The following is an 18590-nucleotide window of genomic DNA, read 5'->3' as shown; positions in this document are numbered from 1 at the left end:
CGGCCTATGCGCGACGGATCAGCAAGACCTGGAGTTGCGCATCCTGATCCGGCAACCTTGCCTTGAACGCCTCGGCGTGGCCGGAGGCGGTGTCCCGCCGGCCGGTGACAAGATCGTGAACGATGCTCTGCGCTTGCTCCCGCGCGAGGCTCTCCAGCGCACGGGGCGCATCCAGGCACAGCAACAGGTACGGCTGGCCGTGGGCCGTGAAGCAAAGCATCCCGTCCGATGCTGCAGGATCATCGGTGAGCTCGAGCAGTGTCTCCTGGGAAAACAGCGCCGCGAGCGTCGTGAACGCGTGTGCCGCAGGGCGAAGATCGAAGCGGCGGTCAATGAAGCCGTGGCGCGGGAAATAGCCCCTGTCCACGTCCATGAAGGTGTCGAACACGTAGCGGATATGGGGTGATGCCTTGGACAGGATCATTGCCTGTGCCGTCTTTGCGACCATGCCGCGATCATCGGCTTGCTCGGTTGCGAGACTCGGCCCGCTCGTCTTCAGCGAAGCCAGCACCTTGCACCCCGAGTTCCTGACAAACGCGGCGAGCCGCCGGGCTGCCGGCACCAGCGGCTGGTCGGTCTCGATGCGGACCGTCACGCCGTCTATATATCCATCCTCACGCCATTGCGCCACAGTCTCCTGCCGCTGTTCGAGGTCATCGAGGGTGAAGCCGGCCTTGATGAAGTGACTGAAGTGCTTGCCGTCGTAGTGCGAGTCGTCGAAGGCATGGATCCTGGAGAAGTAGATCCCGGTGCCGGTGTCATGGCGAAGCTTGCGCAGGGCATCCCGCTGGCGCAGGAAGGCATCGAGCGTGGTGTTGACCTCGTAGGCGGCCACACCGCAATCGCCCGTATCCGCGGCAAGCAATGCGGCCTTCGGCCCTCCCAGCACCGTGACGATATGGCTGTGCCCAAGACGGGCCAGCAACCGCATCCGCGAGCGAGACTCCTCTTCGAGAACATCCAGGTCTGTTACTTTCGAAAGGCGCACGCCCATTTCCCACAGTGCAAGCAGCGGATAGTCGTTGCGCGCCCATTTCCTGCCGAATTCCTGCACACCGCCGGTGGCCGTGATCTGCATGCTCTCGGCCCAGGGATGACGCAGTTCCACGCCTACGCAGTCGAATGAAGAGGTCTTGGGGTGGGCCAGATGGCGGAGCTGGGGGCTTGCTGGCGGCTCGCCGGCCTTCGCCTGCGCCCCCATGGTGCGCACCGAATAGGCGACATGCCCCTGCGGGAAGACATCGACGACGAAATAGCCGAATTTCTCGACATCGGCTCGACCAAATTCCACGCCCGGCGCGACGCGGTAGAACTCGGTGAAATCGTGCCGCATGAAAGCGGTGGATGGCAGGGTGTAAAACTCGGCGTCGCCAATGCGGTCGTACCAGAAGTTGTGGACATGGCCGGCGAATATCGCCTCCACGCCGGGCTTGCGGATCAGCGACAGTAGCCAGCTCCGTGCCGGCTCATCGATGTTGTCGTAGTTGCCGCGCTCTGCGCTGGAGTAGATGTAGGGCGGGTAGTGCATGAAAAGGAAGACCCGCTGCCCGTCCGCGATCGCCTCCGCGACCTGCTGCTCCAGCCATGCCTGCTGGGTAGCCTCATCCGGCAGGCCGGAATTCAGCAGCAGTGAATTGACCACAATGAATCGTATGCCGCGCTCCTGGAAAGCAAAGTAGTCGCGCCCGAAAGCCTCCCGGTACGTTTGCAGGTACGCCTCGCACACCTGGCCTGCGGGCATCCACTCTACGCGCTTGTCTCCCACATCATGATTGCCCGGGACAAGGTGCACCGGAATGGTCACGGGTGCCGTGATTTCCCGGTAACGCGCCACGGCATCCTGGAACGTGGGCAGCGACGGCACCGGATTGACGATATCGCCAAGGTGAACCACGAACTTTGGTGCCGGCTCCATGGCGGCGATTTCCTGGAACACGTGCCGCGCGCGGTCGTTGGCCAGCCTGCTCCGCGGAAATGGCGAACTGGATACACCGTCCTGCTCGTTGATATGGGTATCGGCTACCACAACGAAGGAAAAAAGGGGATCCCCGTGCCCCGCACGGCTGGCTTTAAGCATTGTTCACTCCATTCCTGGCGTTATCTGGTCTTGATAACCGAATAGTGGAATTCAAAACCGCATAGTTGAACTTTAGTGTGGTTGTCGTTCGATATAATGTCAAGGCCAAATCAACAGGAGGGCCCCTTTGGAAGATCTCGATGCAGGCGGCGCGGAACTGGTCGATCCCGCTGCGCTGGAGGCGAATCCGCAGTTCGCGTCCACGCTTGCCAATGGCCTGGCCGTGCTCGGCTGCTTCGGCAGCGGGTTGACAGCGTTAGGCAACAAGGACATTTCTGAACGGCTGCAGCTGTCGCGGCCGACGGTGACGCGCCTGACGTTCACACTGATGGGGCTCGGCTATCTGCGGCGTGACCGCAGAACCGGCAAGTACACCCTGGGCCCCGCGGTTCTGTCGCTTGGCTATCCATTGCTATCGCAACTGACCGTGCGCCAGATCGCGTCTCCTGAAATGCTGGAACTGGCGCGTTATGCGCGCGGGCCGGTCTCGATCGGCACACGCGACCGCTTGCAGGTGGTGTATGTGGAAACGGTGCAGGCCAACGAGACCAGTTCCAGCAAGCCGGATATCGGCTCGACCCGGCCGTTCCTGCGCACCGCGATCGGCAGGGCTTTGCTGTCCAGCTACATGGAGCGTGACCGTGCTGTCATCCTGCGGCGGCTGCAAGAGACCCATGCGCAGGACTGGGCTCAGTTTGGCGCTGCCACGACCGAGGCGTTCAGTCAGATCCTGGCTACGGATTTTTGCATCGCGATGGGAGATTGGCGGCCAACGCTGGCAGCCGTGGCGGTACCGATGCGGGCCGAGGTGAACGGCATGCATCTGGCATTCAATCTGACCGTCCCATCCTATGCCACGAATCGCGAGCATCTGGAGAAGGATCTCGGGCCAAGACTTGTCAATCTGGTCAGAAGCATCGAGTACAAGCTTGGCCTGGCCGATGTATGAGGCCGGGTCGCGGGCATGATTTCTGCGCGCGTCGTCCGGCTGCCCGCACGCAAGCGCCGGAAATGAAGACCAAAAAAAAGCGGGGTCAGCCGAAATGGCTGACCCCGCTTCATTCACACATCTTGTGGCTGGCTGAAGGGGGCTGACGCCCCCGTTCAGGTGCGCTCAGCGCACCGCCCCATCAACGCTCGTAGCGCGACCGGCTGTTGCGATTGCCGCTGCCATTGCCACCGAAGCCGCCGCCAAAGCCGCGGTTGCCGTCACGGTTGCCATCGCGGTTGCCGAAGCTGCGGCCTTCGCCGTTGCCACGGTAGCCGCCGCTGGTGCCGCCGCCGTTGCCGCGATTGCCGTCGCCGAAGCTGCGCGCGGCGCCGTCGCGGTTGCCGAAGCCACCACCACGGTTGTCGTCGCCGAACGTGCGGCCGCCTTCGCGGTTGCCGAAGCCACGCGCGCCGTCGCTGGCGCCGCGGTAGCCGGTGCCCTGGGCGCCCTGGCCACGGTAGCCGCCTTCACGGTTGCCGAAGCCGCCGCGGTTGTCGTCACCGAACGGGCGCGCGCCTTCCGTGCGGTTGCCGAAGCCGCGGCTTTCGCCGCTGAACTTGCGCTCGCCGAAGCCGGTGCGGTTCTCGCCGCCGCCGAACTTGCGGTCGCCGAAGCTGCGTTCGCCGCCACGGTAGCCGCCGCCATTGCCGCGGAAGTCACCGCGGGCGCCGCCCGGCTTGCCGCCGAAGTTCGAACGCGGCTTGGGCGAGCGGCGCGGCTCCAGGCCCTCGATCACCGAAGCGTCGATGCGCTGGTTGGTGAAGCGTTCGATGCGCTTCCACTGGAACATGTCGTTGTGGTTCACCAGGTTGATGGCGGTGCCCGAGCGGCCGGCACGGCCGGTACGGCCGATGCGGTGCACGTAGTCCTCGGCCTGCTTGGGCAGGTCGAAGTTCACCACGTGGGTGATATCGGGCACGTCGATGCCGCGCGCGGCCACGTCGGTGGCCACCAGCACGCGCAGGTTGCCGCGGCGCAGGGCGGTCAGGGTGCGGTTGCGCGCGCCCTGGGTCATGTCGCCGTGCAGCGCGCCGGCGGAGAAGCCGGTGTCGGACAGGCGCTCGGCCAGCGAATCGGCATCTCGCTTGGTCGCGGTGAAGACGATGGCCTGCTTGAGCGTTGCGTCGCGCAGCAGGTGGTCCAGCAGGCGTTCCTTGTGCGACATGTCGTCGGTGAAGTGCAGGCGCTGCTCGATATGGCTCTGGTCGGCGCGGGCCGCGGCGATCTCGATGCGTTGCGGGTCGCGCAGCTGGCGCGAGGCCAGCTGGGCGATGCGGGCATCCAGCGTGGCCGAGAACATCAGCGTCTGGCGCGTGGCCGGGGTGGCATTGACGATGGCGTCGATGTCGTCGGCAAAGCCCATGTCGAGCATGCGGTCGGCTTCGTCGAACACCAGCATCTGCAGGGCCGACAGGTCGATGCGGCCGGCGTCGATATGGTCGAGCAGGCGGCCCGGCGTGGCCACCAGGATGTCAGGCATCTTGGCCAGCGCGGCCAGCTGCTTGGGGTAGGGCATGCCGCCCAGGATGCTGGCGCAGACGATGCGGCGCAGGTTGCGGCCGTACTTGGCTGCGGCTTCGGTCACCTGCAGGGCCAGTTCGCGCGTCGGGGTCAGCACCAGCAGAGCGGGCTGCGCCGGCGACGGACGGGGGCGCTTGCCCTTCATGCGCTTGGCGGGCTCGGTCGAGCGTTGCGGCGCCGGCATCTCGCTGATGCGCTGGATCGCGGGCAGCATGAACGCGGCGGTCTTGCCCGAGCCGGTCTGGCTCGAGACCAGCAGGTCGCGGCCGGCCAGGAAGGCCGGGATGGCCTGGGCCTGCACCGGCGTGGGCGTGTTGTAGTTCAGTTCGGAGAGGGCGCGCAGGATGGCCGGATCGAGGCCAAGCGTGGCGAAACCGCTTTCCACGGCCGGGGCTTCCACAGCCGGGCTGGGGTTGAGCAGGGCGTCGAGCTTGTCGAGCGGGCTCTGGGCAGCGTCGGAAGTGATCGAAGCGTCGGTCGCGGAGGCAATAGCTTGCTCCGCACGAATGTCGTGCTGGGTCATGTCGGAATGGTCAAATAAATGCATGGCACCCCGAACGCAATGGGGTGGGCGCAGTGCAAAGTCTTTAAAAAGGCTTCGGCGCCAATCGGTGAGGCCGTTACGACAGACACAGCTGGCAGTACGGCGGCAGGCAGGGCGGTGGCTGGTTCCGCTAGGCGGTCCGGCCGAATCCCTGGCAGGCAAACAGCTCAGGTTTCAGGCTGTTCAACAGGATCGGAGACGAGGCGACGTCAGGTGAGCGGTGCGTTCTGCTGGGCGGCTGGGGCCATGTTGTGATGATTAGGCGTCCGGCAGCGAGGAAACAGAGCTTGGGAGGGCAGCGGATTCGCCGCGGCAGGTAGCCGGGCGCTTGGCGGATCTCACAGTTGCGAAACTCACGGCGCGGATTATAGCAGAGTCAGAAATTTTTGTTGCACTGCGAAAGCGTAACCGGATATGTCAGGCGTTCGGCACCTCGGGGACAGGGCCCGCGCCATGCTGGTTGCAAGCCGGAAAGCCCCGCCTATACTGGAGGCGCGAGCACACAGGATGCCCGCACGGGGCGGACGAAAAACGCTCCCGCTTGACCTCTTCCAGCGGCATTGGGCCGCTGTTCGCGGCGAGCACTGCGGTCATTGACTCCACGCGCCAGGTCTTCCTGCGGCTATCCGGGTGGTCCGGATGGGCGTCCGCTTCATGGGCGGAATCATGGGAAGCCTGCCGGGAACAGAATGACCGAACTGCTGACCGCGTGACCCAGGTGGTCCGGGCCCGTCCGCATCCAAAGCCCGCCAGCGATGGCGGGCTTTTCATTTGGGCGTTCCCGGTTCGTTCCCGGTTGCCGCTCAGTCCTCGGCGTCCTTGCCCGCGGCCTTGCGCGGCAGCCGGCCGAGGGGCTGCTCGCGCGGCATCGCGAGGCGGTTGCCAGGCAATCCACCCGGGTAGTCGACGATGCGCGCGGCGCCCTGACGCCGCAGGCCATGCCATGCCTGGCCGCCGGCGGTGCGCCCGCCACCGAGGATGGCGGTCATGGCCTGCCGGTCGAGATCGATGCTGTCGGGCAAATCCTTGATGACGATCACTGCCATGGCTGTCTCCGGTCAAGCGGGGCCACGGCCATGCGGCCGCGGGACCGCTTCAGTATAGGCGAGGCGGCCCGCGCTCTTGCCCGCGGGCCCGCCGCGCGGTGCGCTCAGACGGCGGCGAAATTGCCGCCCCATTGCGCCGGGTTGACGTTCACGCGCACCGGGCCGGCGCCGGGGCCGACGAAGCTGCCGTTGAGCGTGTTGACGTTGATGGCCTGCAACTGCGCGATGTTCTGGTTGACGTTGACGGTGACGTTGGCCAGCGGGCCGACGTCGCCGATACCGCGGCTGAGCCACGAATTGCCGCCGCGTACGGCGCACAGCGAGGCACGGTCGAGTTCTTTGCTCAGGGCCAGATCGCGGACGAGGATGGTTGACATGATGGTGCTCCTTTGCGTGGGGTGTCGGGGCAGCTGGCGCGCAGATTGCTGCGTTGGGGCGGCGTCTGCGCGCGTGCTGCGCATCCGTGTATCAGCCGAAGATGTTGTTGGTGCCGTTCTGGTTGGTGCGCACGTCGGACTTGACGTGGTCCAGGAAGGCCGAGCCGTTGCCGTTCAGGTTGGTCACGGACTGCATTTGCGCGATGGATTGCGTGGCCTTGATGCTGTCGTCGACCGACACCTTGATCGGCATGTAGACGGCGGCGAAGGGGAGGTAAGCGAGGCCGCCGCGCACGGCGTGCATGCGCTTGCTGTCGAGGGTTTCGGCGGCGGACAGGTCCTTGATGGTCAGCGTGGTCATGATGGTCTCCGGTATTGGTAGTCAGTGCTTCGGTTCAGTCTGCGGGCGCCAGGGCTCAGCCGTAGATGTTGTTGGTGCCGTTCTGGTTGGTGCGCACGTCGGACTTGACGTGGTCCAGGAAGGCCGAGCCGTTGCCGTTCATGTTGGTGACGGACTGCAGCTGGGCGATGTCCTGCATGGCGTTGATGCTCTTGTCGATCGACACCTTCACCGGGCTGTAGACCGCGGCGAACGGCAGGTAGGCGAGGCCGCCGCGCACGGCGTGCATGCCCTTGCGGTCCAGGGTTTCGGTGGAGGACAGATCCTTGATGGTCAGCGTGGTCATGATGGTCTCCTGGTAAAGGAAGGTGTTGCCTTGGGTTGGGTTTCGAGCATCGGGTTGGTGTCGCGCTCGGGAGGTACTAACGCAGGGACTGTGCCAAGGCCGTGGCCGACCTCGCCGGACACGCGCAACTACCTGAAAATATGAGGGATTTATCTTCGATGTCGGCTTGGGCGCACTGGCTGCGGCGCGTGCCGCGGGCCGCGGGTGACGGGCCGCGGCCAACAGGCAGCACACGGGTGTTGGCGCGGCCGCGACAGTGGCGCTCTGCAACGGCCACCGCTGGCCCGTGCGGCCCGCGCGCGGCATTGCACACCGGCTTCGCATGGATTGCGCATGCCATGGGTGCGCACTAGTATCCATCGAAGGCAGGGCATATCCGCACGGTGGGACCAAGCCCTGCCAGCAACCATGTCGGGGCATCCCGTGGCCAGTCTCAAAGACCTGATCCGCAAGTTCCAGAACGGTGGTCTCTCCGACGACGAGTTTGTTGCGTCGATCGAAACCGCCCTGGCGCAGGATCCCACCACGCCCAGCCAGGCCGCGCGCGTGGTCATCGAGGAAAACACGCGCTTTCCGTTCCCGCCGGCGGTCTATGCGGAAGTCATGCGGCGCATCGAGCGCCGCGGCGCCACCCAGTACGAGGGCGCCACCGAAGCCACGCGCCTGGCCGGCACCGAAACCGGCTCGATGTACGTGGCCACGCCCGAGCCGGGCACGCTGCCGCAGACGGCGCACACCAAGGGCGTGGGCGATACGCTCAACGGCCGCTTCGTGCTGGAGGAGTGCCTGGGTGTCGGGGGCATGGGCACGGTCTACAAGGCGCTCGACCTGCGCAAGCTGGAGGCCTCGGACCGCAAGCCGTACATCGCCATCAAGGTGCTGAACCTGCAGTTCAGCGGACATCCCAAGTCGCTGATGGCGCTGCAGCGCGAGGCGCGCAAGGCGCAGACGCTTGCGCACCGGAACATCGTCACCGTTTATGACTTCGACCGCGACGGACCGGTGGTCTTCCTGACCATGGAATATTTGTCCGGCTCGTCGCTCAACCATGTGCTCAAGGCCCCGGGCTTTGCCGGCATGCCGATGGCGCGCGCCATGCCGATCATCAATGGCATGGGCAACGCGCTGGCGTACGCGCACGAGCGCGGCTTCGTGCACTGCGACTTCAAGCCCGCCAATGTCTTCCTGACCGACAACGGCGAGGTCAAGGTGATCGACTTCGGCATTGCGCGCGGCTTCCTGCCGCCGGCCGACGAATCCGACCGCACTGTATTCGATCCCGGCTCGCTGGGCGGCATGACCCCCGCCTATGCCAGCCCCGAGATGTTCGAGCACCGCGAGCCCGACCCGCGCGACGACATCTACGCGCTGGCCTGCGTGAGCTACGAACTGCTGACCGGCAAGCATCCCTACCAGCGGCTCTCGGCCAACCAGGCGCGCGATGCCGCGCTCAAGCCGGTGCAGCCGCCGCAGTTGAGCCGCACGCAATGGAAGACCCTGCGCGAGGCGCTCTCGCTCGACCGCGAGACGCGCACGCCGACGGTCGCGTGCTTCCTGCAGGGCATGAGTGCCGTGCCGGCCGCGCCTATGCGCCGCCCCGACCCGCGCATGGCGGGCGGCGTGCTGGCCGTGCTCGCGGGCGTGGCGGGGCTCGGCTACTACGCCTGGCATTCGCAGCGCCAGGCCCAGGCCCCGGCCACCGACTCCCGCGCCGAAGCGCCTGTCACCCCGGCCGCGCCGGCGCCTGCGACGCCAGCCGCGCCGATGCCCGCACCGGCAGCCCGTCCGGTGGAGTTGTCGATGGCCGAGGTCGGCAAGCTGCTGGCCGCCGTGCCATGCTCGCTGCTCACCGCCACGCAGCAGGGCCAGACGTTGCACGTGCGCGGCCTCCTGGCCGAGAGCGTGGGCGCGGCGCGCCTGCGTGAACAGCTCAACCGCCTGCCGGGCGCCAGGGCGCTGAAGAGCATGGCGGTGGACACCCAGCCGCTGGCCGCTGACAAGTGCGACGTGGCGACGATGATCGCGCCGTACTGGTCGGGCAAGCGGCAGGGCGGGACGGCCTCGTCACTGCGCCTGCGCGGCCAGGGCACGCAGCTGACAGAGGGCTCGCCAATGGTGCTGGAGTTGCGCACGCCGGCGCAGGACTCCTATGTCTACGTCGATTACTTCGCGGCCGACGGCAAGGTGGCGCATATGGTGCCGAGCACGCACATACCCGCCAACCAGGCGCCGCCCGGGTACAGCGCCACGATTGGCGACAGTGGCGACTGGGTCGTCTCCGCGCCCTTCGGCACCGAAGTGGTGGTGCTGCTGACCACGCCGGCGCCGCTGTTCGCGGCACGCCGCGCCGAGGTCGAGTCGCGGCAGGATTACCTGCGGGCGCTGGAAAAGCCGCTCGCGCAGATGGCGCGCACGTACGGCCAGGACCGCATCAGCGCGGACCTGGTGCAGATCTCCACGCGCGCGCGCTGACGGCTGTCCGAGGCCGGCTTGGCATTTCCGCCACTAGTTACTTCATGTCGCGCACTACGCGAAAGCCGTTCTGCGATTGCCGCACGCTGGCGCTGTACTTGAAGCGCGTCGACGACACCATGTAGCTCGCCCCTTCGCGCCAGGAGCCGCCGCGGATCACGCGCGCGCCGCAGCCGTTTTCGTTCCACGCGCGCCCGTCGACGGGTGCGCCCTTGTACGAGCTGTGCCAGCAATCGGCAACCCATTCCCACACGCTGCCATTGACGTCGTACAGGCCATACGGGTTGGCCGCGAACGAGCCGACCGTGGCCGGCGCGTCGGGGTTCCAGGGCTCGCCGCAGTCCTTGCAGTTGGCATTGCCCTTGCGCATCTGGTCGCCCCACCAGTAGGCGCTGGCGGTGCCGCCGCGCGCCGCATATTCCCATTCCGCCTCGGTCGGCAGCCGGTAGCTCTTGCCGGTGGTCTTGCTGAGCCAGGCCACATACTGCTGCGCATCGTCCCAGCTGACATCGCGCACCGGCGCGCTCTTCGGGCTTTCGGCAACGGTGGCAATGCGCTGGCAGCCGCCGGCGTCGGCACAGGCATTCCATTGCTCGACCGTGACCTCATAGCGGCCGATGGCAAAGGGCTGGCCGATGGTGACGTGATGCGGGGGCTTCTCGGCGGGATCGCTGGTGCTGCTGCCCATGGTGAAGTTGCCGGCCGGCAGGGAGACCAGCACGGGGCAGGCCGGGCAATCGCGGATCTCGCCATTGTGCAGCGTGGCGCTGACCGCGCCGCCCGCCGCCACGCCCGGGCGCGGCGGTGTTGCTGCCGGCGGCGCAGCCGGTGGCGCTGCAGGACGCGCTGCGGTGGCAGGTGCGGCGGGGGCGGGCGGAGCAGGCGGGCGCGAGACCTGACCAGCGGCGGAAGTGCTGGAGCGTGGCGGTGGCGTGGGGGCTTGTGCCTTGGGCGCGGAGGCGCTCGCCGCCAGCCGCTCCAGGCGCGCCCTGGCCAGCACAGCGAAGCGCCCGTTGGGGTATTGCTTCAGGTAGGCCTCGTAGTCCGCGGCGTAGTTGCTGTTCTTGATCGATTCCCAGAAGGTCAGTTCGTACTGCTCGTCCGTGTTCTTGGGCATGATGCCGGCGAGCAGCAGTGGCTCAGTGCGCGGTGCATCAGCGGTAACCGCCAGCGCGGCCAACGGCGCGGCGGCGAGGATCGCGGTCATTGTGGCCATTGCGCTTACCGCGGCCACGCGTACGACTGGTAGATTGCGCCACATCTTCACACCTCGCTGGAGCCGCCGCGATCCCGCCGCATGCTGGTACCTGCCAGCCTATGCGTGGGGGCGCATTGTGGTGTTGCCGAGACGTCGACCGGCTTGCTTCAAGATAGCACAGCACTTGTGTGTCCGGCGGAGCATTCCCATGCCGCCGCGGCACGCCGGGGTCGCTTTTTCCGGGCTTGCGTCCTAACCTGAATGACGAATCGCCGAGCGCTGGCCAACAAGCAACAAGAACGGGCTTTCGGGACAACGTGATCGGGTTTCGGACAGAACTCCGGGAGGCGCCGCGTATGTCCAGACGATTTCTGTTCAGCCTGCTGGCGGCCGCAACGCTGGCCGCCGCCCCCTCGCTGTCGTTGTCGACGGCGGCCCCGCCCAATGCCGAGGCCTACATCATCTGGCCGTACGATGGTGCGGTCATCAGCGGCGGCAAGTTCTGGGTGCGCATGGGCCTGCGCAATATGGGCGTCTGCCCCAAGGGCGTCGAATCGCCGCGCTGCGGGCACCATCACCTGCTGATCGACACCGATCTGCCGCCGCTGGACAAGGAAATCCCTTCGGACAAGAACCACCTGCACTTCGGCGCGGGCGAGACCGACGCGCGCATTGAACTGCCGCCTGGCAAGCACACGTTGCAGCTGCTGGTAGGCGATGCCAAGCATGTGCCGTTCGAGCCGCCGATCTATTCGAAGAAGATCACGGTCACGGTGAAATAGCGGTGCAGTGCGTGCGCCGCCGCGCATGCCGACCGAGGCCGATCAGGAAACAGGGGAGAGCGTCATGTCCAGAATACTTGCCGCGGCTGTGTTTGCCGCCAGCCTGCTGCTGTCCGCGCTGGTGCAGGGTGGTTCGACGCCGGCGCCGCCGAACGCCTATCTCTATATCGGCTGGCCCAATAACGGGCAGACCTTGCCCGCGGGCAAGCCGTTCAAGGTGTGGTTCGGGTTGCGGAATATGGGGGTGGCGCCCAAGGATGTGAAGTTCCCGAATACCGGGCACCATCATCTGTTGATCGACGTCGATCTGCCGCCGATGGACAAGGAAATCCCCAATGATCGGAATCATCTGCATTTCGGGGCGGGGGAGACGGAGACGATGGTTGAGTTGCCGCCTGGGACGCACACGTTGCAATTGCTGATGGGGGATGACAAGCATATTCCTACTAACCCGCCGGTTTATTCGAAGAAGATTACGATTTATGTGAAGTGAAGGGGGGGCTGCCTTTCCTGCTGCATCTATCTGGTAGTTGTTCGAATGCCCAGTTCCGCCCTGAAGGGCGGGTCACTTTTGTCCGAGCGACAAAAGATGGAATGAACGCGCCCCGGCCCTCCGATCAAAGGCGCCGGTAGTTCAGTTGTGCATCCGGGGAAACGTGACAGGATAGGCGGGTCCCCCATCACGAAACGGCATCGATGTGCCAGAGTGGGAGTGTCACCAACCACGCGAGGATGGAGGGACCCGAGATGAATACTACGACTTACGGCCTGGATATTGCAAAGACTGTCTTCCAGCTCTATTGGGTCGAGCCTTCCGGCAAGTGTTCCAACCGCCGCTTCAGCCGGCCCAAGCTGCTGGAGTTTCTCGCGAATCGCGAGCCCGGACGTATCGCGCTCGAAGCATGTGGCAGCGCGCACTGGTGGGCCCGCCAACTGCAAGCCTTGGGTCATGAGCCAGTGCTGCTGCACGCCAGGTACGTGCGACCGTTCGTGCAGACGAACAAAACCGATGCGGCCGATGCCAAGGCTATCTGGACCGCGGCGCAGCAGCCCGGGATGCCGTTCGTGGCCCCGAAGACCGAGCCGCAACAGTGCGTGCTCAGCCTGCACGCCATGCGCCAGCTGCGCGTGAAGATGCGCACCATGCTGGTCAACCAATTGCGCGGCACGTTGTTTGAGTTCGGAATCCGGATCCGTCCCGGGCTACGGATTGGCCTGCAGGAAATCGTGCAACGAATGGACGAAATCGAACAGGACGTGCCGCCCTTGCTGTTCGAGTTCGTGCGCGAACAATTGCAAAGCATCGAACGGCTCGATCAAGAGATAGCTCGCCTGGATCAACGCATTGATACCTGGGGTCGGCAAAGTCAGGCCTGCAAAACGATTTTGGCCATTCCCGGCATCGGCATGCTTACCGCCACGGCCATGGTTGCCACCATTGGCGACGCGCACACCTTCAAGTCCGGGCGCCAACTGGCGGCTTATCTTGGCCTAGTGCCCAAACAGACCGGCACCGGCGGCAAGGTCTGGCTGAGCGGCATCAGCAAACGCGGCGACCCCTATCTGCGCACCTTGCTGATTCACGGCGCTCGGGTCGTGCTGAGTCATCTGCGCAGAAAGAACCAGCCCGGCTGGAGCCTGATGCTCGCCCAGCGACGGCCGAAAAACGTCGCGGCTGTTGCCCTGGCTAACAAGACGGTGCGTACCATCTGGGCCCTGTTGGTCCACGACCGCACCTATGACCGAGACTACGTCTCGGTCAGGCCTGCCTAGCGGGCAGGCCTGAGCTAGCAAGCAAGGAACCCGTCCACAGGTTGCGAGGGTAATGTCCACGTGATGGCAAAACAGGTTGGACCGCGGGAGTGCAAGCCCAATTGGTTACTGGTGCTCAAAGCACGGCCAAAAGATAGGGACACTCCCGGCGAAATCCATCAGGGCCTGCAGGCCAGGCCTGCACCGCAAGGCCGGATATAAGTCTGCAGCCAATCCTGTCCAAGCCTGATGTTGGCTTTACCTTGCAAACCGGGGCGCGTTCATATAAGTAACCAAAAACGCGTCGCCTCAGGCGGCTGGCCACCAATTCCACGGCGTTGGTGGTTCCAGTGGCGGTGATTTCCGTTCGGTGGGGTTGGTGGTTCGACCCTGCTACGCACCCTGTCTGTGCCCACATCAACGGACTATTGGACGAACCCGACTTTAGGCTATTGGCAGCCTGCTGATATGACTTCCCGTGTCAATCGAGATTGTTTGGCTCAGGGTTTCATAGTTCCATGCTGTTCCCAATTTCCTGAGGGCGGCGTAGCAGTAAGTCTCGACGGTGGATCACGCTGATATCCGCGGGTTGGTTACCGCATTACAGAGGTCCGCTCAATGAGCCTGCCGCTAACTAAGGCCGCAAGTCGGATGGAATCCGTTGCCTAGCAGGGACGCGGGTTGCTCGTGTGCCGGGCTACGCCGCCTTCAGGAAACTGGCCTCCCAGTAGTTTGTCGGATAGGTTGATTTGTACCCCCCGGTGCCTGGTTACATTGTCCGCGCCTCGTTTGGTACTGAGAGGGACATCGCAAGGCGGCTGATGTCCCAGATGAAGCCGCTCAGTTCGCGGGCCACCGCAACCACCGCAATGTTCGGGTTCTTGCCGCGAGCGGCCAGCCTCCGATAGCGCCGGCAAAGTCGAACCTGGGCGTCCCAGGATCGGTCAACGATGGCCTTTGGAATACCTTCGTGCCGGCGCTGGATCTGAGGGCTCACGCGTGCCGGGTGTCGGTAACTCCAGGCCGCCTCGACCAGTAGCTTTCTTGCATAGCTATTGCCGTTCTTGGTGATGCTGCCCTGGCGCCGTTTCTCGCCCGACGAGTGTTCGGCGGGCGTTACACCAAGCCAGGCCATCAGTTGGCGCGGATGCGCGAAGCGCGAGAGATCGCCCAACTCGGCGAGCATGCCCACCGCCGTGGTGAAGTCGATGCCGCGCATGGTCTGCAAGCCCAGTACAGCCGGATAGAAGCGCCAGTTGACCATTGCCTCGCGCAGGGCCGCTTCGAGACGGCTGCATTGCGCAATCCGGTCCTCGATGGTCCGTCGATATTCCTCAAAGGCAAGTTGCTGCCACACGCTGTCGAACGCATATTGGCTCAACCAACGCTGGTGTGCCGGGCCCCAGTCGGCTTTGCCGGTGTAGCGAACCCCGTGCGAGAGCAGAAAGGCCTTCAGTCGCTGCCGTGCACGCTTCAGATCGTTCTTGGCGCTGACCCACGCGCGCGACAGATCCCGGAAGGCTTCATCCTCCACGCTGGGCACGTACACCGCCGACAGGTCGCCGGCCCGTAGCGATCGCACAAGCTTGACCGCATCGCGTCGGTCGGTCTTGACACGCTCACCGGGCTTCTTCGGGATCAGTGACGGTGCGCATACCATGCACTCGACCCCTTTTCCTGCAAGCTGCCGGTAAAGGCCATATCCGCAGGGGCCGGCCTCGTAGACGATCCGGATGTGGCGCGCTTTGGACTGCAGGCGCTTGCACAGGCGATCGATATCGGCCTGCGACGTACCGATCTTACCAAGCAGTTCCACTTCGCCCATGCCGAGTGCATAGGCGACCGTGATCGAGTCCTTATGGACGTCCAGACCGACATACAAAGTGCTATCGTGTTCCATGCTGGCCTCCGCGCTGGAAATCGCCGGGTGTGGCACTGTCCACACCGTGCGGCTCTGGCAGTCATGCTAACCCGCGTTTGATTCCTCGCGGCGGGCCAGCCCTCTTGCCCCAGGGGAGTCATACTGACTAATCACGTCGTCGGTGGGACGCCTTCGGCTGCGCTTCGCGCACGCCCTAACGTGGCAGAACGAACGACCATTTCCTGGTCCCTGCTTTTGGCCCGGCATCATCCGCGACAACGCCGTGCGAGCGCAGCGACGCACTCCGTGCCCGAGCACCCGACCTGCGATACTGAGTGCGCGCAGCGCAGCCGTAGGCGTCCTACCGATAACCTCGTTAGAAGGCTGCCAACAGCCTAAAGTCGGGTTCGTCCAATAGTCCCTGGACGCAAGGCACATCCCGGGAGCGTAGCAGGGTTGAACCACCAACCCCACCGAACGGAAATCACCACCGCCCGAACCACCCACACCGTGGAATGGGTGGCCAGCCGCCTGAGGCGACGCGTTTTTTGGTTACTTTTTGGCGCTCGGCCAAAAAGTGACCCGCCCAGCAGGGCGGAACCAGGCGGTCCAACCTACGACAGCATCGAAATCCCCCCCCCTGTCGCCCCCCAACCAACACCACCACAAAAATCCGTTGGCCCCTCCCCACCACCACACCGCACATCAACCCCATCACCCCCCAACCCAAACCGCGACCTGAAAAGAAAAACCCCCATATTTTCAGGCACTTCCGCAATCCCCCCGCTCATGGCACCCCAGCTGGCACGCTCCCTGCGATTGTTCATCCCGAGCGCGACACCAACCCGATGCTCGAACCCAACCTCAAGGCAATACCTTCCTCTACCAGGAGACCATCATGACCACGCTGACCATCACCGACCTGACCACCATCGACACCCTGGACCGCAAGGGCATGCTCGCCGTGCGCGGCGGCCACGCCCTGTTGCCGTTCATGCCGGTGTTCCGGCCACTGAGCCTGTCGTTCGACAAGAGCATCACCGCCACGCAGGACATCGCGCAGATGCAGACCGTCACCAACATGAACGGCAACGGCTCGGCCTTCCTGGACCACGTCAAGTCCGACGTGCGCACCAACCAGAACGCCTCCAACAACATCTACGGCTGAGCCCTCGCGCCCGGCTGACTGAACCCAAGCACTGACTACCGATACCGGAGACCATCATGACCACGCTGACCATCAAGGACCTGTCCGCCACTGAAACCCTCGACAGCAAGCGCATGCACGCTGTACGCGGCGGCCTGGCCTACCTGCCCTTTGCCGCCGTGTATGCGCCGATCAAGCTCGCGTTCGACGGCAGCATCACCGCCAAGCAAGACATCGCGCAATTGCAGTCCGTGACCAATCTGAATGGCAATGGCTCGGCCTTCCTCGACCATGTCGATTCGCATGTGAATACCAACCAGAACGCCAGCAACAACATCTATCGTTGAGAAGGTTGTTGAGATGGCGCTGCGCCGCGGGGGCGTCCCCGCGGCGCTTTTGTTGACCCCTTGCATATCGGGGTTGGAGCGCGCGCCAGCGCGCACCACAATACAGACAGACTTCGCGGCCCCGGCATGCCTTGGGGTATCTCCAGCGTATCCCGCCAGCCGCCGTCGCACGCAGGAACACATCGTGCCTGAATCCATCACTGCCTCGACCGGGCTTGCGTCAATCCCCGCGCCGCGCCGCGCTGCCTGGCTGCCCGCGCTGGCGGCTTGCGCGGCGCTGCTGGCAGGCTGCGCCGACTTCCGGCCGCCGGTGTACAAGCGCCCGGAAACGCCGGCCAAGACGGAATGGTCGCGCCAGGGTTCGATCACGGTATCGCCGGCGGAAACGGTGCAGCCGAACTGGTGGGTGGGATTCAGGGATCCCTACCTGAACAAGCTGATCGAGCAGGCGCTTGCCGGCAACTACGACATCAAGGTGCTGGCGGCGCGCATCCGCGTGGCCAACGCGCAGATCGGCGAGGCCCGTGCCGGCGGGCTGCCGGTGGTCGATGTCGCTGCCGGCGCAAGCTTCGACAAGAGCACCGGGCAGAAGTCCACGTGGACGTATAACGCCGCCACCCAGTTGAACTGGGACATCGATATCTGGGGCAAGGTGGAGAAGGGCGTGCAGGCGCAGGCCGCGGAGTTCCGAGCCACCGAGGCCGACTGGCGTGCCGGCTACCTGACGCTGGTGTCCAATGTATCGACCACTTACTTCCAGATCCTGCAGTTCGACGAGCAGATCGAGCAGCAGACGCGCACCGTGGCGAAGAACGGGCAGATTCTGTCGACCTATCAGGCCATGTACCAGAACGGCCTGGTGCCCAAGATCCGCGTGATGCAGCAGCAGGCGGAAATCAACCGGCTGAACAAGGACCTGCTGGAACTGCGCCGTTCGCGCGATGTGGCGGAGAACGCGCTGGCCACGCTGGTCGGCGTGCCCGCCGGCAATCTCAAGGTGCCGCCAGGGCGCCTGCAGGACCGCGTGCAGCCGCCCGCGGTGCCGGCCGGGCTGCCCTCGCAGTTGCTGGCGCGCCGTCCGGATGTGGTGGCGGCTGAATACCGCGTGCTGGCGGCCTACAACATCGTCGGCCAGGCACGCCTGGCGCAACTGCCCTCCATCAGCCTGACCGCGCGCGGCGGCACCGCCAGCTTTGCGCTGAGTGACCTGCTCAAGTCCTTCACCTTCGGCTTTATGCCCAGCATCAACCTGCCGATGCTGGACCCGAGCGTGCGCGCGCGTGTGAAGACCACGGAGGCGCAAGTGGGCGTGGCGGAAAACGAATATGGCCGTACCGTGATGACCGCGTTCGAAGAGGTGGAGACCGCACTGGTCAACGTCGACGCGCACAAGAAGCAGCGCATCGAGCTGCAGCAGCAGGTGGAGCAGCTGCGCGTCGTGTCCGCGCAGATCGAGGCGCAATTGAAGGAGGGGGTGGTTTCGCAGCTGGAGGTGTTCGAGACCGAGCGCTCGCTGCTGGCCGCGCAACTGCAATTGTTGGCGGTCCACCAACAGATCCTGGCCGATACCGTCACGCTGTACAAGGCGCTTGGCGGCGGCTGGCCCGATGCGGATGTGCGCAACACGGCCTTGAATCCGCCGCAATAAGTGCTGCCCACCGCGCTGCGCCGGTGTCCAGGTGACGCCGGCGTACGCAACGCGTTGCGTAACGTGTCTGCACCCGCTGGCCGCTTGCCCCGCTGCAGGTGCCGTTGCCGTGCCAACCGCGCGTCCCGCGGCCGATTGACT

16 protein-coding genes are annotated in these 18590 nt (G+C 65.0%); 8 read left to right on the top strand and 8 right to left on the bottom strand.

Going from position 1 to position 18590, the window contains the following annotated elements; all coding sequences use genetic code 11:
- Positions 1–4: 4 nt before the first annotated feature.
- Positions 5–2077 carry a metallophosphoesterase gene (locus tag ACREYQ_RS11600; protein WP_432257745.1) on the bottom strand — a complete coding sequence of 691 codons (2073 nt, stop codon included), beginning with the start codon at positions 2075–2077 and terminating at the stop codon, positions 5–7.
- Between the two features lie 127 nt (positions 2078–2204).
- Between ACREYQ_RS11600 and ACREYQ_RS11595 the strand changes: the two genes are divergently transcribed.
- Positions 2205–3026, top strand: a complete 822-nt coding sequence (locus ACREYQ_RS11595; protein WP_432257744.1) for an IclR family transcriptional regulator — start codon at positions 2205–2207, stop codon at positions 3024–3026.
- A 181-nt stretch (positions 3027–3207) separates the two neighbouring features.
- Here the strand turns inward: ACREYQ_RS11595 and ACREYQ_RS11590 are convergent, their stop codons facing one another.
- The 5 genes from ACREYQ_RS11590 to ACREYQ_RS11570 form a co-directional block, all read right to left on the bottom strand.
- Positions 3208–5112 (bottom strand): DEAD/DEAH box helicase, encoded by a 1905-nt coding sequence (locus ACREYQ_RS11590; RefSeq protein ID WP_432257743.1) that lies wholly within the window; start codon positions 5110–5112, stop codon positions 3208–3210.
- An 824-nt stretch (positions 5113–5936) separates the two neighbouring features.
- A complete protein-coding gene (locus tag ACREYQ_RS11585; protein ID WP_432257742.1) occupies positions 5937–6179 on the bottom strand; it encodes a hypothetical protein in 243 nt (80 codons plus the stop codon).
- A gap of 104 nt (positions 6180–6283) precedes the next feature.
- On the bottom strand, positions 6284–6556 hold the full coding sequence (locus ACREYQ_RS11580; protein WP_115215534.1) for a hypothetical protein: 273 nt from the start codon (positions 6554–6556) through the stop codon (positions 6284–6286).
- A gap of 91 nt (positions 6557–6647) precedes the next feature.
- Positions 6648–6917: a hypothetical protein gene (locus ACREYQ_RS11575; RefSeq protein ID WP_432257741.1), complete on the bottom strand. Its 270-nt coding sequence runs from the start codon at positions 6915–6917 to the stop codon at positions 6648–6650.
- A gap of 55 nt (positions 6918–6972) precedes the next feature.
- A complete protein-coding gene (locus ACREYQ_RS11570) occupies positions 6973–7242 on the bottom strand; it encodes a hypothetical protein (RefSeq protein ID WP_432257740.1) in 270 nt (89 codons plus the stop codon).
- A 408-nt stretch (positions 7243–7650) separates the two neighbouring features.
- Between ACREYQ_RS11570 and ACREYQ_RS11565 the strand changes: the two genes are divergently transcribed.
- Positions 7651–9714 (top strand): serine/threonine-protein kinase, encoded by a 2064-nt coding sequence (locus ACREYQ_RS11565; RefSeq protein ID WP_432257739.1) that lies wholly within the window; start codon positions 7651–7653, stop codon positions 9712–9714.
- A 37-nt stretch (positions 9715–9751) separates the two neighbouring features.
- Here the strand turns inward: ACREYQ_RS11565 and ACREYQ_RS11560 are convergent, their stop codons facing one another.
- A complete protein-coding gene (locus ACREYQ_RS11560) occupies positions 9752–10831 on the bottom strand; it encodes a formylglycine-generating enzyme family protein (protein ID WP_432260402.1) in 1080 nt (359 codons plus the stop codon).
- Between the two features lie 437 nt (positions 10832–11268).
- On the opposite strand from ACREYQ_RS11560, the gene ACREYQ_RS11555 reads away from it, so the two are divergent.
- From ACREYQ_RS11555 to ACREYQ_RS11545, 3 genes are all read left to right on the top strand, one after another.
- Entirely contained in the window at positions 11269–11694 is a 426-nt protein-coding gene (locus ACREYQ_RS11555) for a DUF4399 domain-containing protein (protein ID WP_432257738.1), read from the top strand.
- A 64-nt stretch (positions 11695–11758) separates the two neighbouring features.
- A complete protein-coding gene (locus ACREYQ_RS11550; protein ID WP_432260401.1) occupies positions 11759–12187 on the top strand; it encodes a DUF4399 domain-containing protein in 429 nt (142 codons plus the stop codon).
- Between the two features lie 254 nt (positions 12188–12441).
- Complete coding sequence (locus tag ACREYQ_RS11545) at positions 12442–13467, top strand: IS110 family transposase (RefSeq protein WP_432257737.1); 1026 nt, start codon at positions 12442–12444, stop codon at positions 13465–13467.
- A 748-nt stretch (positions 13468–14215) separates the two neighbouring features.
- On the opposite strand, the gene ACREYQ_RS11540 is transcribed toward ACREYQ_RS11545, so the two are convergent.
- Positions 14216–15346, bottom strand: a complete 1131-nt coding sequence (locus tag ACREYQ_RS11540) for an IS110 family transposase (protein WP_432257736.1) — start codon at positions 15344–15346, stop codon at positions 14216–14218.
- A gap of 859 nt (positions 15347–16205) precedes the next feature.
- On the opposite strand from ACREYQ_RS11540, the gene ACREYQ_RS11535 reads away from it, so the two are divergent.
- The 3 genes from ACREYQ_RS11535 (at position 16206) to ACREYQ_RS11525 (ending at position 18449) form a co-directional block, all read left to right on the top strand.
- Positions 16206–16475, top strand: coding sequence for a hypothetical protein (locus ACREYQ_RS11535; RefSeq protein WP_432257735.1), 270 nt, complete (start codon positions 16206–16208; stop codon positions 16473–16475).
- Between the two features lie 56 nt (positions 16476–16531).
- The gene (locus ACREYQ_RS11530; protein ID WP_432257734.1) at positions 16532–16801 is read left to right on the top strand and encodes a hypothetical protein; all 270 of its coding nucleotides are present in this window, start codon (positions 16532–16534) and stop codon (positions 16799–16801) included.
- A gap of 184 nt (positions 16802–16985) precedes the next feature.
- Complete coding sequence (locus ACREYQ_RS11525) at positions 16986–18449, top strand: efflux transporter outer membrane subunit (protein WP_432257733.1); 1464 nt, start codon at positions 16986–16988, stop codon at positions 18447–18449.
- The last annotated feature ends 141 nt before the right edge of the window (positions 18450–18590 follow it).

The sequence above is a fragment of the Cupriavidus sp. TMH.W2 genome (assembly GCF_050847365.1).
Lineage (GTDB): Bacteria > Pseudomonadota > Gammaproteobacteria > Burkholderiales > Burkholderiaceae > Cupriavidus.
Note: the sequence above shows the minus strand (reverse complement) of the source record. Positions and strands in the feature narration are given on the sequence as shown.